The organism is Zoogloea ramigera (assembly GCF_006539865.1).
GTDB lineage: Bacteria > Pseudomonadota > Gammaproteobacteria > Burkholderiales > Rhodocyclaceae > Zoogloea > Zoogloea ramigera.
The window spans coordinates 1-14,109 of sequence record NZ_BJNV01000043.1 but is presented as its reverse complement, the minus strand read 5'-3'; the positions used below and the strand labels follow the sequence as shown (position 1 = coordinate 14,109).

Annotated in this window: 11 protein-coding genes; 8 read left to right on the top strand and 3 right to left on the bottom strand. The window is 68.6% G+C overall.

Annotation, left to right across the window (positions count from 1 at the left end; translation table 11 throughout):
• The first annotated feature begins 53 nt into the window (after nucleotides 1-53).
• Nucleotides 54-764 (top strand): hypothetical protein, encoded by a 711-nt coding sequence (locus tag ZRA01_RS12510; protein ID WP_141352673.1) that lies wholly within the window; start codon nucleotides 54-56, stop codon nucleotides 762-764.
• Between the two features lie 85 nt (nucleotides 765-849).
• Here ZRA01_RS12510 and ZRA01_RS12505 read toward each other — a convergent pair whose 3' ends face one another.
• The gene (locus ZRA01_RS12505; protein ID WP_141352671.1) at nucleotides 850-1,602 is read right to left on the bottom strand and encodes a sulfite exporter TauE/SafE family protein; all 753 of its coding nucleotides are present in this window, start codon (nucleotides 1,600-1,602) and stop codon (nucleotides 850-852) included.
• Between the two features lie 252 nt (nucleotides 1,603-1,854).
• On the opposite strand from ZRA01_RS12505, the gene ZRA01_RS12500 reads away from it, so the two are divergent.
• From ZRA01_RS12500 to ZRA01_RS12480, 5 genes are all read left to right on the top strand, one after another.
• Nucleotides 1,855-2,625 carry a (Fe-S)-binding protein gene (locus tag ZRA01_RS12500; RefSeq protein ID WP_141352669.1) on the top strand — a complete coding sequence of 257 codons (771 nt, stop codon included), beginning with the start codon at nucleotides 1,855-1,857 and terminating at the stop codon, nucleotides 2,623-2,625.
• Complete coding sequence (locus ZRA01_RS12495; RefSeq protein WP_141352667.1) at nucleotides 2,622-4,028, top strand: LutB/LldF family L-lactate oxidation iron-sulfur protein; 1,407 nt, start codon at nucleotides 2,622-2,624, stop codon at nucleotides 4,026-4,028. Before ZRA01_RS12500 ends, ZRA01_RS12495 begins: the two co-directional genes overlap by 4 nt.
• 31 nt (nucleotides 4,029-4,059) lie before the next feature.
• Nucleotides 4,060-4,701 carry a LutC/YkgG family protein gene (locus ZRA01_RS12490; protein WP_141352666.1) on the top strand — a complete coding sequence of 214 codons (642 nt, stop codon included), beginning with the start codon at nucleotides 4,060-4,062 and terminating at the stop codon, nucleotides 4,699-4,701.
• Nucleotides 4,702-4,795: 94 nt separating this feature from the next.
• Nucleotides 4,796-6,085 (top strand): cyclic di-GMP phosphodiesterase, encoded by a 1,290-nt coding sequence (locus ZRA01_RS12485; RefSeq protein ID WP_141352664.1) that lies wholly within the window; start codon nucleotides 4,796-4,798, stop codon nucleotides 6,083-6,085.
• Nucleotides 6,082-8,028, top strand: coding sequence for an ATP-binding protein (locus ZRA01_RS12480; RefSeq protein WP_141352662.1), 1,947 nt, complete (start codon nucleotides 6,082-6,084; stop codon nucleotides 8,026-8,028). Before ZRA01_RS12485 ends, ZRA01_RS12480 begins: the two co-directional genes overlap by 4 nt.
• A gap of 15 nt (nucleotides 8,029-8,043) precedes the next feature.
• Here ZRA01_RS12480 and ZRA01_RS12475 read toward each other — a convergent pair whose 3' ends face one another.
• Both ZRA01_RS12475 and ZRA01_RS12470 read right to left on the bottom strand, forming a co-directional pair.
• Entirely contained in the window at nucleotides 8,044-8,463 is a 420-nt protein-coding gene (locus ZRA01_RS12475; protein ID WP_141352660.1) for a hypothetical protein, read from the bottom strand.
• A gap of 211 nt (nucleotides 8,464-8,674) precedes the next feature.
• Entirely contained in the window at nucleotides 8,675-9,577 is a 903-nt protein-coding gene (locus ZRA01_RS12470) for an ROK family protein (RefSeq protein WP_141352658.1), read from the bottom strand.
• Between the two features lie 287 nt (nucleotides 9,578-9,864).
• On the opposite strand from ZRA01_RS12470, the gene ZRA01_RS12465 reads away from it, so the two are divergent.
• The gene (locus ZRA01_RS12465) at nucleotides 9,865-12,411 is read left to right on the top strand and encodes a type VI secretion system Vgr family protein (protein WP_141352656.1); all 2,547 of its coding nucleotides are present in this window, start codon (nucleotides 9,865-9,867) and stop codon (nucleotides 12,409-12,411) included.
• 25 nt (nucleotides 12,412-12,436) lie between these two features.
• Nucleotides 12,437-14,109: esterase/lipase family protein (locus ZRA01_RS12460; protein WP_141352655.1), on the top strand; the 1,673-nt coding region annotated here is incomplete at its 3' end.

Below are 14,109 nucleotides of genomic sequence, written 5' to 3'. Positions count from 1 at the left end.
GTTTTGCCGAAATGATGCTAACAATATAAGTGAGCATACACGGGAGGAAAACCATGGCACGCATCGGCAACTTTTACTGGGCCAGTCTTTTTCTGACGGGCTTTCTGGCCGGTTGTGGCGGGGGCGGCGGAGGCGGCAACGCCTGGACACCGATCGCCTCGACCGAGGTGTTCCAGCTGAAGACCGCCTGGGACAACATCGTCCGCGACACCGGCACGCGCAGCTTCACCGTGTCCGGCACCTACGCAGGGCTGGCCCTCAGGGGCTCCGGCAGCATCACCCAGGGCGGGCTCGTAGGAGCCGTCTTCGAGGGCGTCGCCGCCCAGCAGAAGCTCACCACCGTCAGCGCCACGATCACCGGCGGCGGGCAGACGGTCACCGATACGGAGTCGGGCAGCGACTTCTACGACAGCAACTACCTGCCCCTCGGCACCCAGACCGCCGACGAATACACCGTCGTCAATGGCAGCGCCACCATCCCCCAGACAGCGCGCGTCGGCGACACGGGCACGGCCTATTCCGACAACCGCTACACGAACTCCAGCAAGACGAGCTTCCTGGGCACCAACACCTACACCTACGCGCTGCAGGCCGACACGGCGAGCACCGCCATCGCGCAGATCGTCGGTATCGAAAAGGACGGCCTGGGCGCCACCACCTACACCCGCACGCTGCGCTACCGGATCACCCCGGCCGGAGCGGTGACGCCGCTCTCCGAAACCGTCACCGACAGCGACGGCTCGATGGTGTTCACCTACAACTGAACGCCGCCAGGGGCGGGCCTGCGCCTCCTTGAAAGCGCTCTCCTGCGCGCCGCCCGCGGGCGCGGGCTGCCGTCTTGGCAGGACGTCAGCCCACCACCCCGTCCCACAGCAGCTTCACGCCCGACAGGCCCAGCGCCGCCGTGGCGAAGAGGTAAAACGGGCGCTCCGGGATGTGCTTCAGGATGCGCATGCCACTCCACACGCCAACCGGCACCAGCGGAATGAACAGCGCCGACATCACCAGCGTCTCGCGGGTGAACAGGTCCAGCCCGATGTAGAACGGCAGCTTGGCCAGGTTGATCACCGCAAAGAAGAACACCGAGGTGGCCACGAAGGTCTCGCGGGGCTGGCGGCGGGACAGCAGGTAGATCATCACCGGCGGCGCGCCGGCGTGGGCCAGGGTGCTGGTGAAGCCCGACCCCGCCCCCCACAGCCAGCCGACCGCCCGCGGCGGCCGCGCCTCGCTGGCCGGCGGGCGGCCCTTCCCGAGCAAGCGCTGCACGGCGAAGCCCACCGCGATCAGCCCGATCGAGCCCTTCACCACGCGGTCCGACATCACCCCGAAGGCCAGCGTGCCGAGGGCGATCCCGACCAGCGCGCCGGGGATCAGCGTGCGCAGATCCTGCCAGTCGGCCTTGCCCCGCCAGGCCCGGATACCCACCATGTCCATCGTGATGAGCACCGGCAGCATCACCGCCACCGCATCCCGCGGCGACATCCACATGCTCATGAAGGGCACCGCCAGCCCGCCCAACGCGCCGCCGAGGCCGGATTTCGAAATGCCGGTGATCAGGATCGCAAACCCCGTCACCAGCCAGCCGGCCAGATCCATCTCCATTGCTCGAACACCTGCACGAAAAGGGGCGATCTTTATACCACCCCGACGCAGCCCCCGCCCCCCCACCGGGGCCCCGCGGCGGAGCAGCCGCTGGCCGCAATGGCCCGGCGGGCCAAGGCTGGCGGCCAACTTGCTCACGCCCCGCGCCCGGACGTAGCGGCTAAAATGGGCAGTGGCACCGCCGCCACGCCCGCCACCCCCGTAACGGGCAAACCGCCGCCCGACGCCCGCCCCGTCTTCAAGGAATCATCCATGCCTCCCCGCGTAGGCCTCTTCGCCACCTGCCTGATGAACCTGTTTCGCCCCAATGTGGGTTTTTCCGCGGTAAAACTGCTGGAAGCGGCCGGATGCACCGTCGAAGTGCCCCTTGATCAGACCTGTTGCGGCCAGCCGGCCTATAACAGCGGCGACTTCGACGCCACCCGGGCGCTCGCGAAACAGCTCATCGAGGCCTTCGAAGGTTTCGACTACGTGGTCGGCCCCTCCGGCTCGTGCATGGCGACGATCCGCAAGGATTACCCGCGCCTCTTCGCCGACGACCCGCCCTGGCGCGCGCGGGCCGAAGCGCTGGCCGCCAAGAGCTTCGAGCTGATCTCCTTCCTCACCGACGTGCGCGGCATCACCACCACAGACGCGGCCTACGCCGGCAGCGCCAGCTACCTCGACTCCTGCTCGGGCCTGCGCGAGCTCGGCATCAAGGCCCAGCCGCGCCTGCTGCTCGGCAGCGTGGGCGGGCTGCAGCTCGCCGAGATGGCCGACACCGAGGTGTGCTGCGGCTTCGGCGGCAGCTTCTGCGTCAAATACCCCGAGATCTCCGGCCGCCTCGCCGACGACAAGCTCGCCCGCCTTGCCGAGACCGGCGCCGACACCCTCCTGGGTGGCGACCTGGGCTGCCTGCTGCACCTGGCCGGGCGCCTGAAGCGCTGCGGGTCAAAGGTCAAGGTCTTCCACACCGCCGAAGTCCTGGCCGGCCTCGCCGACGGCGACGGCATCGGCGGCGCGGCTGGGGGCGCCTCACAATGAAAGTCAGCAGCCCCCAGTTCAAGGCCAAGGTCGTCACCGCCCTCGCCGACCCCCACCTGCGCGATGCTCTCGGCCAGTCGCGCAAGGGCTTCGTCAATGGCCGCGGCGCGCTGGTGGCCGGGCTGCCCGAGTTCGAGCAGCTCCGCGACCAGGCCCGCGACGTCAAGAACCACGTGCTGGCCCACCTCGACTACTACCTCGAACGCTTCGAGGCCCAGGTCACCGCCGCCGGCGGCCAGGTGCACTGGGCCGCCGACGCCGAGGACGCCCGCCAGATCATCCTCGGCATCTGCCAGCGGGTCGGCGCCCGGACGATCACCAAGGGCAAGTCGATGGTCTCCGAGGAAGTCGGCCTCAATGAAGCCCTGGAGGCCGAGGGCTACCAGGTGATCGAGACCGACCTGGGCGAGTACATCATCCAGCTCGCCGACGAGCCGCCGTCCCACATCATCGCCCCGGCCATCCACAAGACCCGCGCCCAGGTGGCCGAGCTCTTCGAGGCGGCCCACGGCGGGCCGCGCAAGACCACCGTCGGCGAGCTCGTCACCGAAGCCCGGCTGGTGCTGCGCGACAAGTACTTCAAGGCCGACGTGGGCATCACCGGCGGCAACTACCTGGTGGCCGAGACCGGCTCGTCGGTGATCGTCACCAACGAAGGCAACGGCGACCTCACCCAGACCCTCGCCCGGGTGCATGTGGTCACCAGCGGCATCGAGCGCATCGTGCCCAGCCTCGAGGATGTCTCGCTGTTCCAGCGCCTGCTGGCCCGCAGCGGCACCGGCCAGGAGACCGAGACCTACACCACCTTCTCCACCGGCCCGCGCCGCCCCGGCGACCCCGACGGCCCCGACGAATACCACGTGGTGCTGGTGGACAACGGCCGCAGCAAGATGCTGGGCGGCAAGTTCCAGGACATGCTGCGCTGCATCCGCTGTGGCGCCTGCATGAACCACTGCCCGGTGTATGGCGCGGTGGGCGGGCACGCCTACGGCTGGGTCTATCCGGGGCCGATGGGCTCGGTGCTCACGCCGCTCTTCGTCGGCCTCGACAGCACCTACGACCTGCCCAACGCGTGCACCCTCAACGGCCGCTGCCAGACGGTGTGCCCGGTGCGCATCCCGCTGCCCGAGCTGCTGCGCGAACTCCGCCACCGCCAGAGCCAGGCCGGCCTGCGCCCGCGCGCCGAAACCCGGGCCCTGCAGGCCTGGCGCTTCGTGGCCGAGCGGCCGCGCCTCTACCGCGCCGCCAACCGCCTCGCCGCCCGGGCCCTGAAGGCCGCCGGCGGCAGCCAGGGCCGCCTCGCCCGCCTGCCCTTCGGCGAGGCCTGGAGCGGCCTGCGCGACCTGCCCGCGCCCGAGGGGCAGACCTTCATCGAAATGTGGCACGCCCAAAAACGCCGCTGACACGGCCGCCCTAACCTCAAACATCCCGCCCATGTTCTCCCGCTCCGCCATCCTCGACCAGATCCGCCGCCAGCTCGGCCGCGGCCCGCTGACGCCCGAGGCCGTCGCCGCCCTCGAGGCCCGCCGGCCCGCCCACACCCGCATCGCCGTGGGCGATGAGCTCGTCGAGCGCTTCATCGCCAGGTTCGAGAACCGCTCCGGCAGCGTGGCGCGGGTCGCCACCCGGGGCCAGGTGCCCGAGGCGGTGGCCGCCTACCAGGCCCGCCTCGGCCTGCCGGCCCGCGCCGCCGTCGCCCGCCCGCTGGCCGGGCTGGCCTGGCCGGCTGGTTTCAGCCACCACCCGGGCCCGGCCGGCCAGAGCGAGATCCTCTCGGTCACCACCTGCCTGGCCGGCATCGCCGAGGTGGGCAGCGTCGTCCTGCCCTCCGGCCCCGACAGCCCGACCAGCCTCAACTTCGTGCCCGACCACCACCTCGTCGTACTGCACTGCAGCCAGATCCTGCGCCACTTCGAAGACGTCTGGCCGCTGGTGCGGGCGCTGCCCGGCGGCATGCCGCGCACCGTGAACATCGTCGCTGGCCCGTCGCGCACCGGCGACGTCGAGCTCACCCTGCAGCTCGGCGCCCACGGCCCCCGCAGCGTGCATGTGATCCTGGTGGACGCACCCATGTGACCCCTATCACGACGCGAGGCCGGGCGGGGCCGGAAAGCCTCAACTTCACCGCAGCCAGGCCGAAATAGCCTTACTGATCGCCCTTTTTGCCACCATGCCCGCGCCTCCGCCCCAGGACTTCGTCGTCACGCCCGACCAACTGTGCGTCGGGCTGTTCGTGCACCTCGACCTGCCCTGGTTCAGCCATCCGTTCAGCTTCAACAGCTTCAAGATCCGCACGCCGGAGCAGATCAAGACCCTGCGCGAGCTGGGCGTGCGGCATTTCCGCTACGACCCGGAACGCTCCGACACCCAGCCCCGTAGCAACACGCTGCAGCCCGTCGTCGCGCCGCCCCCGCCACCACCGCCCGCAGACCCCGCCACCAGCGCCAGCCTGGCCAGCAAGCGCGAACGCATCGCCCGCCTGGCCGAGCGCAAGCGCAAGGTGGTCGAGGTGGAAAAGGCCTTCGTGAAGGCCGCCGGGGTGATGCGCAACATCAGCAAGAACCTCTTCGCCCGGCCCAAGGAGTGCCTCGAGGAAGTTGGCGAACTGGTCAATCAGATGGTCACGGCCTTTCTCGACCAGCCCGAAGTGGCCCTGCACGTGATGGGCGAGCACCCGGGCGGCGAGGAAACCTACTTCCACGGCCTCAACACCTCGATCCTGGCGATGATGCTCGCCAAGGAGCTCGGCTTCGAGCGGGCCAGCAGCCAGGCCCTCGGCGTCGGCGCGCTGCTCCACGACATCGGCCTCGCCGACATCCCCGACCGCGTCGCCCGCCCCCGCCACGAGCTCACCGCCCCCGAACGCCACCTGCGCGAGCTGCACTGCGACTACGGCGTGCGCATCGGGCGGCAGATCGGCCTGCCCGAGCCGGTGCTGCGCATCATCGCCCAGCACCACGAGCTGGCCGACGGCAGTGGCTACCCGAAGGGCCTCAAGGGCGAGCAGATCGACCCCCTCGCGCGCATCGTGTCCCTCGTCAATTACTACGACAACCTGTGCAACCCGGCCGACCTGGCCAAGGCCATGACGCCCCACGAGGCCCTGTCGCTGATGTTCGCCCAGCGCCGCGCCAAGTTCGACGCCCGCGCGCTGCAGGTGATGATCCGCTGCCTCGGCGTCTACCCGCCCGGCTCGGTGGTGCGCCTCTCCAACGACGCCCTCGCCCTGGTCTCGTCGGTCAACCCGCAACGGCCCCTGCGGCCGTGGGTCACCGTCTTCGACCCCCAGGTGCCGCGGGACGAAGCCATCATGCTCGACCTCGACGAAGAGCCCGACATCAACATCACCAAGGCCCTGCGCCCCATCCACCTGCCGCCCGAAGTGTACGAGTACCTCAGCCCGCGCAAGCGGGTGACCTACTACTTCGACGCCGACGCTCGCCAGGGGCGCACAGCATGATCCGCACCTATCAACGCGCCCTGCTGGCCGCCGCCGAGGAGATCCTGCTGCTGGTCGACCCGGCCAGCCTGCTCATCCTGGCCGTCAACCCCGCCACCACGCGCCTGCTCGGCTACCCCGAAGAGCAGCTCGTCGGGCAGGCCGTCACCGAGATCGAGTGCGCCCTCACCGACGTCTTCTTCTGGGAAGACGTGCGCAGCGGCGGCCGGGTGGACGAGCAGGTCATGGAGGGCCTCTACCGCCGCGCCGACGGCAGCCTGCTCACCGCCCGCAAGACGGTGCGGCGGATCCCCGAAGGCGTGCTGGTGCGCGCCACCGACATCGGCGCCCAGAAGCGCGCCGAGGACGAGCTGGCGCAGATGGCGTCACACCTGCGGGCAACCCTCGAAGCCACCACCGAAGGCATCCTGGTGCTCGACGGCGAAGGCCGCATCGTCAACATGAACCGCCGCCTGGCCGACCAGTGGCCGCTGCCCGAGGCGCTGCTGGCCCGCCGCGACGACGCCGCCATCCTCGCCCACATGGCCGCCAGCCTCACCAACCCGGCCGCCTTCCAGGCCCTCGTCGCCACCAGCAGCCAGGCCGAGACCTTCGACATCCTGCACGCCACCGACGGGCGCATCTTCGAGGTCAGCTCGCGGCCGGCCCGCCACGACGACGAGGTGATCGGGCGGGTGTACTGCATCGTCGACGTCACCGAGCGCCGGCGCGCCGAGCAGGCCATGATCGACGCCCGCGACGCCGCCACCGCCGCCAGCCGCGCCAAGAGCGACTTCCTGGCGATGATGTCCCACGAGATCCGCACCCCGATGAACGGCATCATCGGCATGGCCCAGCTGCTCGAAATGACGCCCCAGAGCCCCGAGCAGCGCGAATACATCGCCACCATCCGGCACAGCAGCCAGGCCCTGCTGGGCATCCTCAACGACATCCTCGACTACTCCAAGATCGAGGCGCGCAAGCTCAAGCTCGAAAAAATCGGCTTCGACCCGCACCAGCTGGTCAGCGAGGTGGGCGCCCTGTTCCAGCCCAACGCCGCCGAGCGCGGCATCCGCTTCAACTGCAGCGTGGCCCCGGATGTCCCCCACGCCCTCGTCGGCGACCCGACCCGGCTGCGCCAGATCCTCCTCAACCTCGTCGGCAACGCCTTCAAGTTCACCACCCAGGGCGCGATCCGGGTGCATCTGCGGGCCGGCGAGCAGGCCGGCGGCAAGGTCGGCCTGCACTGCAGCGTGCACGACACCGGCATCGGCATCGCCCCCGACAAGCGCCGCCACATCTTCACCCCCTTCGAGCAGGCCGACATGTCCACCACCCGCCGCTACGGCGGCACCGGCCTGGGGCTGGCGATCTGCCGCATGCTCTGCGAGCTGATGGAGGGCAGCATCGGCGTCGAGAGCGAAGAGGGCGTCGGCTCGGAGTTCTGGTTTGCGGTGAAACTCGAGACCGGCCTGCTCGAGGGCGCGGCCATCGCCCACCAGGCGCCGCGCATGATCCTGCGCCGCGCCACGCGCATCCTGGTGGTCGAGGACAACCCGATCAACAGCACCGTGCTGGCGCGCATGCTCGAGAGCATCGGCGCCCAGGACATCGTCTTCGCCCGCGATGGCGAGGATGCCCTCGCCCGCTGCGCCGAAACCGACTTCGAGCTGATCTTCATGGACGCCCGCATGCCACGGATGGACGGCCTCACCGCCACCGTCGCGCTGCGCAAGGCCAACACGCCCGCCTACATCATCGGCGTCAGCGCCGACGCGATGAGCGAGGAACGCCAGGCCGCCCTCGCCGCCGGCATGAACGACTACCTGCCCAAGCCGGTCGACCGGCTCGCCCTCGCGGCGGCCATCGAGCGCTGGCGTGAAACCTTGATGGTGGCCAACGCTCGCCCGGCCGACGCCGAAGACATCGCGCCGCAAGCGCCCGAAGACCGGCGCCGGGCCTGAACGCCCGGCACCGCCTCAGCGGAGGGCGCCGCGCTTCAGCCCGGGCAGGCCCGGCGCGGGCAGGGCGCGCTGCGGCACAAAGGGCAGCAGGCGCAGGGGCAGCGCTTCACCGCCGGTCTCGAAGGCCGCCTCGAGGCAGCGGATGTGGGCGTTGGTGAACTCCTCGATGTAGCTGCGCAGGATCGTCACGCAGCCCTCGGCCCCCGCATCGAAGAGCACCCCGAGCCGCTCCTCGAGCTCCACGCAGTCGGCGGCATAGTAAGCCTCGTCGCGCCGCAGGATGAACTGACGCAGGCTGTTCTCCATCACCCCCATCGACAGACGGCACGCCAGATACTGGAGGCGCTGGGTGACATCCGCCTGGGAGAGGCTGAGGCGCCCCAGCAGTTCGGTGTAATGCAGACCCAGCAGCGCGGGGTGGCGGAGGACAGGCATGGTTGAACTCTCGTTGGAAATCATCGCGGGGAATTCTGAAATCTAGTCGGCGGGCCGCACGAGTCAAGGCCGGGCGAAACGAGGCCCGGCCCCGGGTACAGGCTGCCGAACATTGCTTCACGGCCGCAACCCATCAGGGCCGGGCGTTTCCGCCCCTTTGCGCCCCATAAATGCAACGTCCCCCATTTTGCGCCATCCCGGGGCAAAACGGTCAATCGGGCCACAACCAGGCCGCACCCCACACCCCCGACGAATCCCCGTGCCGGGCCTGCACCAGCCGCGTCGCCACGTGGTCGGAGAACACATGGGGGCACCACAGGCTGGGCACCCGCTGGTAGAGGCGCTCGATGTTCGACAGCCCGCCCCCCAGCACGATCACGTCCGGGTCGAGGATGTTGATCACCCCCGCCAGGGCCCGCGCCAGGCGTTGCTCGTAGCGCGCCAGGCTGGCCTCGCAGGCCGGGTCGCCCTCGGCGGCGCCCGCCACGATGCCCTCCGGCCGCGCCAGCTCACCGCTGCAGCGGGCATGATCCATCGCCAGGCCCGGCCCCGACAGATAGGTTTCGATGCAGCCCGCGCGGCCGCAATAACACGCCGGCAAGGGCAGGTCGTCACCCGCCGGAAGCGGGAGCGGGTTGTGGCCCCACTCGCCGGCGATCCCGTTGGCGCCATCCAGGGCCCGCCCGTTCACCACGATGCCGGCGCCGACCCCGGTGCCGAGGATCACCCCGAACACCACCTGCGCCCCCCGCCCGGCCCCATCCACCGCCTCGGACAGGGCAAAGCAGTTGGCGTCGTTGGCGACGCGCACCTCGCGGCCCAGCAGGGCCTGCAGGTCGTCCTTCAGCGGCTCGCCGATCAGGCAGGTGGAATTCGCGTTCTTGATGAGGCCGCTCACCCGCGACAACGCCCCCGGCGTGCCGACCCCCACCGTGCCCCGCCGGCCGGTCTCGCGCTCGACCCGCTCGACCAGCCCCACCACCGCCGCCAGCGTGGCCGCGTAGTCGCCCTGGGGCGTCGGCACCCGGTGCCGGGCGAGCTCCTGCCCCGCCGCGCCGAGGGCGATCACCTCGATCTTGGTGCCGCCGAGGTCGATTCCGATACGGAGTTGCATGATCAATCAGCCAAAAGGGTTTGCCATCTTGTCGGAGGTCCCGTCGCATCCAGCCCGCACGGGGCCACATTCTAGCGGGCCGCGCACCGAACTCCGGGCTTCTGCAAAGGTGGGCGCAGCGACCGGAAAACGGTAGTGCGGGTTAAGATCTCGCCGAAACTTGCCAAAACGTATGACTTTAGTTTAATTCCATTCATATATACGACCCTCTACAATGCAGTGCTCCAGTGCCGACACACACACACGAAATGCCTCGCGCAATGTGAAACGGGCAGAAAGGACAAGGCATGGCTCCATCGAATACGCTCGACACCCTGCTCCACGCACAGCGCCAGCACGGACGCCTGCTCAAGCTCGCCTTTCCCCACGACGACGCCCCCGCAGGCAGCCAGCTCGTGGCCAATCGCCTGGAGGCCGACGAGGGGCTCTCCCGCGATTTCGAGTACACCGTCGACGTCCTCTCGCTCAACCCGGCCATTCCCCTGAAAGAAGTCATGGGCAAGATGGTCACCGTCGAGCTCCAGCGCGAAGACGGCTCGGTCCGCTACTTCAACGGCCACGTGTTCGCCTTCAGCTTCCTCAAGCACGACGCCGGGTTTGCCCACTACCAGATGACCCTGCGACCCTGGCTGGCCTTCCTTCGGCAACGTCGCAACAACTGCATCTTTCACGGCAAGACTCTCGAAGAGCAGACCCACCACATCCTCGACGCCTACCCGATGCACGACTGGCAGACCCGCCAGCTCGGCCCCGATGCGCCGATGAGCGATGCCGTCCAGTTCGCCGAGGACGACCACAACTACCTGCACCGGCGGTGGGAGGCCCAGGGGTGGACCTACTGGTACGAACATCGCCAGGATGGCCACACCCTGGTGCTGTGCGGCGACAGCCGGGAGGCCGACCCGGCCGATGGCGGCGGGCATCTCACCTGGGAAGGCCGGAGTGGCGTAACCCCCTGCGGCGTCTGGGCGTTAACCGCCAGCCGCCGGATGATCCCGAACCACTACAGCGCGGCGAGCTTCGACTTCAAGACTCCCCACCCCCGGACGGCCTACGTGCCATCCCTCAATGACCAGGGCCAGCTGCCGCCGCTGGAAGTCTACGACTATGCCGGCGCTTACGGCTTCCGGAACACCGCCGACGGGGATGCGCTCGCCCGACGGCGCATGGAAGCCTACGAGGCCGGCGCCAAGCACTTCTCGGCCGAAGGCGACGCCGACACCGTCCAGCCCGGCCGCAGCTTCACCCTGGCCGGCCCCTACGACATCCAGGCCATCGGCAGCGGAGCGGGTGACAACGAATTCCTCATCATCGATGCCCATCACCTCGTCAACAACAACTACGAAACCGGGCAGGATCAGACCGCCGAGTACCGTGCCCGCTTCACCTGCCTGCGCAAGCGCATCCCGTGGCGCCCGACGCCAGGCCACAGCAGCCACACACCCCGCATCCACGGCCTGCAGACCGCCCTCGTCGTCGGCCCGCCTGGCCACGAGATCCACACCGACGAATACGGCCGGGTGCGCGTGCAGTTCCACTGGGACCGCATCGGCCGGCACGATGACCTCAGCTCGGCCTGGGTGCGCGTCGCCACCGACCTGGCCGGCCAACACTACGGCCAGCTCGCCCTGCCCCGCGTCGGCCAGGAGGTGATCGTCCAGTTCCTCGACGGCAACCCCGACCGGCCCCTCATCACCGGCCGCGTCTACAACGCCGACAACCGCCCGCCCCATTTCAACAACGCCGGCAGCCTGCCCGCCAACCATGCCGTGAGCGGCTGGAGCACCCGCGAACTGCACGGCACACGCCTGCAGCAACTGCGCTTCGACGACAGCCCAGGCCAGATCGGCGCCCAGCTTGCCAGCGAGCACGGCCATACCGCCCTCAACCAAGGCTGGCTCGGCCACCCACGCCACGACGGCAAAGCCGAACCGCGCGGCGAAGGCTTCGAGCTGCGCAGCGATCTCGCCGGCGCGATCCGTGCCGCGCAGGGGTTGCTCATCACCACCGACGCACAAGCCAGAGCCCAGGGCGAGGCGCTCGCCCGACAGGAGCTCGCCGGCCAGCTCGACACCGCGCTCGCCATCGCCCGGCAGCTCGCCGAGCTGGCCGACACCCACCAGGCCGGCACGGCCGATCTCCAGCCAGCTGCCAGGCTCACCGACGACATCAAGCGCTGGCAAGCCGGTGGCGGCTCACCGGCCATCGCCATCAGCGCTCCCGCAGGCCTCGCCATGAGTAGCGCTGGGGCCATCACCGCCGCCAGCGGCAGCGCGCTCAACCTGACTGCCACCCAGGACGCCCACCTCAGCACCGGACGCAAACTCCTCCTGCACGCCGGGCAAGGCCTGGCCGCCTTCGCCCACAAGGCCGGCATCAAGCTCATCGCCGCCGCCGGCAAACTGAGCCTGCAGGCCCAGTCGGACGAAATGGAGCTGATCGCCGCCAAGCTCCTGCGGCTGGCGTCCCTCGAATCGATCCTGCTTGAATCTGGCAAGGGCATCACGCTGCGCAGCGGCGGCGCGCAGATCACCCTCGCCGACGGCAAGATCACCCTGTCCGCGGCCAACGGCGTCGAGATCAAGGCACCCGGCTTCAACTTCAACCAGGGCGGTGGTGGCAAGGCCGACCTGCCCGACCTGCCACAGTCGAGCCTCGCAACGGATGAACGCTTCGTGATCCACAACGAGCAGACCGGCGCGCCGATCGCCGGCCGGGCCTATCGGGCGACGCTCGACGATGGACAAGTCATCGAGGGCCTTACCGATGCGCAAGGGCGGACGGCGTTGTCCCCCGCGCAAGCCATCCAACTCGTCCGTCTCGTCCTTCCCTGATTCCAAAGCTAACCAGGCACTCATCATGAGCGAACCCATCCGCCGTGTCCCCGTTGAAATCGACGCGCAAGGTCAAGTCAAGGCACAGAGCGTGACCAGCCCGATCCGTTTCGGGGTTCGCGCCGGGGTCGGCGTACCACCCTCCAAGATCATCCCGATCGTTTTCGTGCCCGGGATCATGGGCAGCAACCTGAAAACCAAGGCCAGCAAGGGCAAGCCGTCCGAGATCGCCTGGCGACCGCCGAATGGCACCATGGATGCGGCAAATCAGGCATTTCGGATCTGGAAGGGTCGCAGCCCGAGCGACCGTCAGCGCCTGCTCGACCCCGACGACACCGAAGTTGACGATCGCGGCGATCTCCAGGTCGGCTGGTTTGCCAGCGAGGCCCAGTACCGGGAACGCGGCTGGGGTGAGATTCACTGGGACAGCTACGGCGAATGGTTGCAGACCCTGGAAGAGAGCTTGAATCGAACTTTCGTGCGCAAGGCTGACGGTAACCGCGTGATCGCGGCGCACTGGCAGTCCGTCATACGAGCCGACCGTGGGAGCTGGGACGCCAGGGATCTGGCAGCACTGAGTGAAGCCGAGCTCGAAAAGTCCGCCCAATACCACTACCCCGTTTATGCCGTGGGTTACAACTGGTTGCGCTGCAATTCGGAGGCCGCAGCGCGCCTCGCCCGACGAATCGACACCTGGATCGCGGAATGGAAGGCCCGCCCCGGCTACCAGTGCGACAAGGTGATCCTCATCTCCCATTCCATGGGCGGACTGGTATGTCGCGCCTACGCCAAGCGGCATCCGGACAAGGTGCTGGGCATCATCCATGGCGTCCAGCCCGCCGTGGGAGCGCCGCTCGCCTATCGGCGCATGGCCTGCGGCACCGAAACAGGAGATGCCAAAGGAGAAAACCTGAAAACCAAAGGATTCGCGACAATCGCCGGCAAGACCCCCGCCGACACCATCCCCGTGATGGGCGTCTCTCCCGGCCCACTCGAACTGCTGCCCAACCATCTGCATCCGCCCGGCTGGCTGAAGGCCTTCGTAAAGGACCGCAAGGGCACGACGGCGAGGGAAATGCTCTCGCTGCCTCAATCCGACCCCTACGACGAGATCTATCGGGACATGAAAAGCTGGTACAGATTGATTGATCCGGCGCTGCTCGATCCGGGAAAGAAATACGCCACCGATTTCGGCCAAGGCGAGACCAACGGAGCGATGGCGAAATGCATTGAGGCGATCGGACAAGCCGAGCACTTCCACAAAGAAATCATCGGCAACTATTACCACCCGAACACCTACGCCTTCTACGGACGGGATGCCGACCAACTAAGCTACGGAACTGTCCGCTGGGCCGGCACCTGGCACGGGCAGGACGCCATGCATGAAGCCAGACTACGCCAGGGCAAGCCTGCGTCATCCAACACGCCCGGCAGGGTGATTGCCGATTTCGGCTTGGGCACGGCCACGGCCGACCACCCCGCCCTCCAACCGACAAACGGTACCCGGCCACGGCCGATCGCCAACTCCAGCATCGAGTTTCACATCCAGCCCCAGGACGCGCCAGGCGACGGCACGGTCAACTGGCAGTCCGGCGAGGCACCCGGCCTAAACATCAAACGGCTGTTCTGCACCACCGGCTATGACCACCAGGGAAGCTACAACGACCCCAACATGCGCCAGCTGACCTTTCACCTGAT

Coding starts and splice junctions, on each gene's coding strand:
- ZRA01_RS12510 (WP_141352673.1), top strand. CDS start 54: ATGGCACGCATCGGCAACTTTTACTGGGCCAGTCTTTTTCTGACGGGC.
- ZRA01_RS12505 (WP_141352671.1), bottom strand. CDS start 1,602: ATGGAGATGGATCTGGCCGGCTGGCTGGTGACGGGGTTTGCGATCCTG.
- ZRA01_RS12500 (WP_141352669.1), top strand. CDS start 1,855: ATGCCTCCCCGCGTAGGCCTCTTCGCCACCTGCCTGATGAACCTGTTT.
- ZRA01_RS12495 (WP_141352667.1), top strand. CDS start 2,622: ATGAAAGTCAGCAGCCCCCAGTTCAAGGCCAAGGTCGTCACCGCCCTC.
- ZRA01_RS12490 (WP_141352666.1), top strand. CDS start 4,060: ATGTTCTCCCGCTCCGCCATCCTCGACCAGATCCGCCGCCAGCTCGGC.
- ZRA01_RS12485 (WP_141352664.1), top strand. CDS start 4,796: ATGCCCGCGCCTCCGCCCCAGGACTTCGTCGTCACGCCCGACCAACTG.
- ZRA01_RS12480 (WP_141352662.1), top strand. CDS start 6,082: ATGATCCGCACCTATCAACGCGCCCTGCTGGCCGCCGCCGAGGAGATC.
- ZRA01_RS12475 (WP_141352660.1), bottom strand. CDS start 8,463: ATGCCTGTCCTCCGCCACCCCGCGCTGCTGGGTCTGCATTACACCGAA.
- ZRA01_RS12470 (WP_141352658.1), bottom strand. CDS start 9,577: ATGCAACTCCGTATCGGAATCGACCTCGGCGGCACCAAGATCGAGGTG.
- ZRA01_RS12465 (WP_141352656.1), top strand. CDS start 9,865: ATGGCTCCATCGAATACGCTCGACACCCTGCTCCACGCACAGCGCCAG.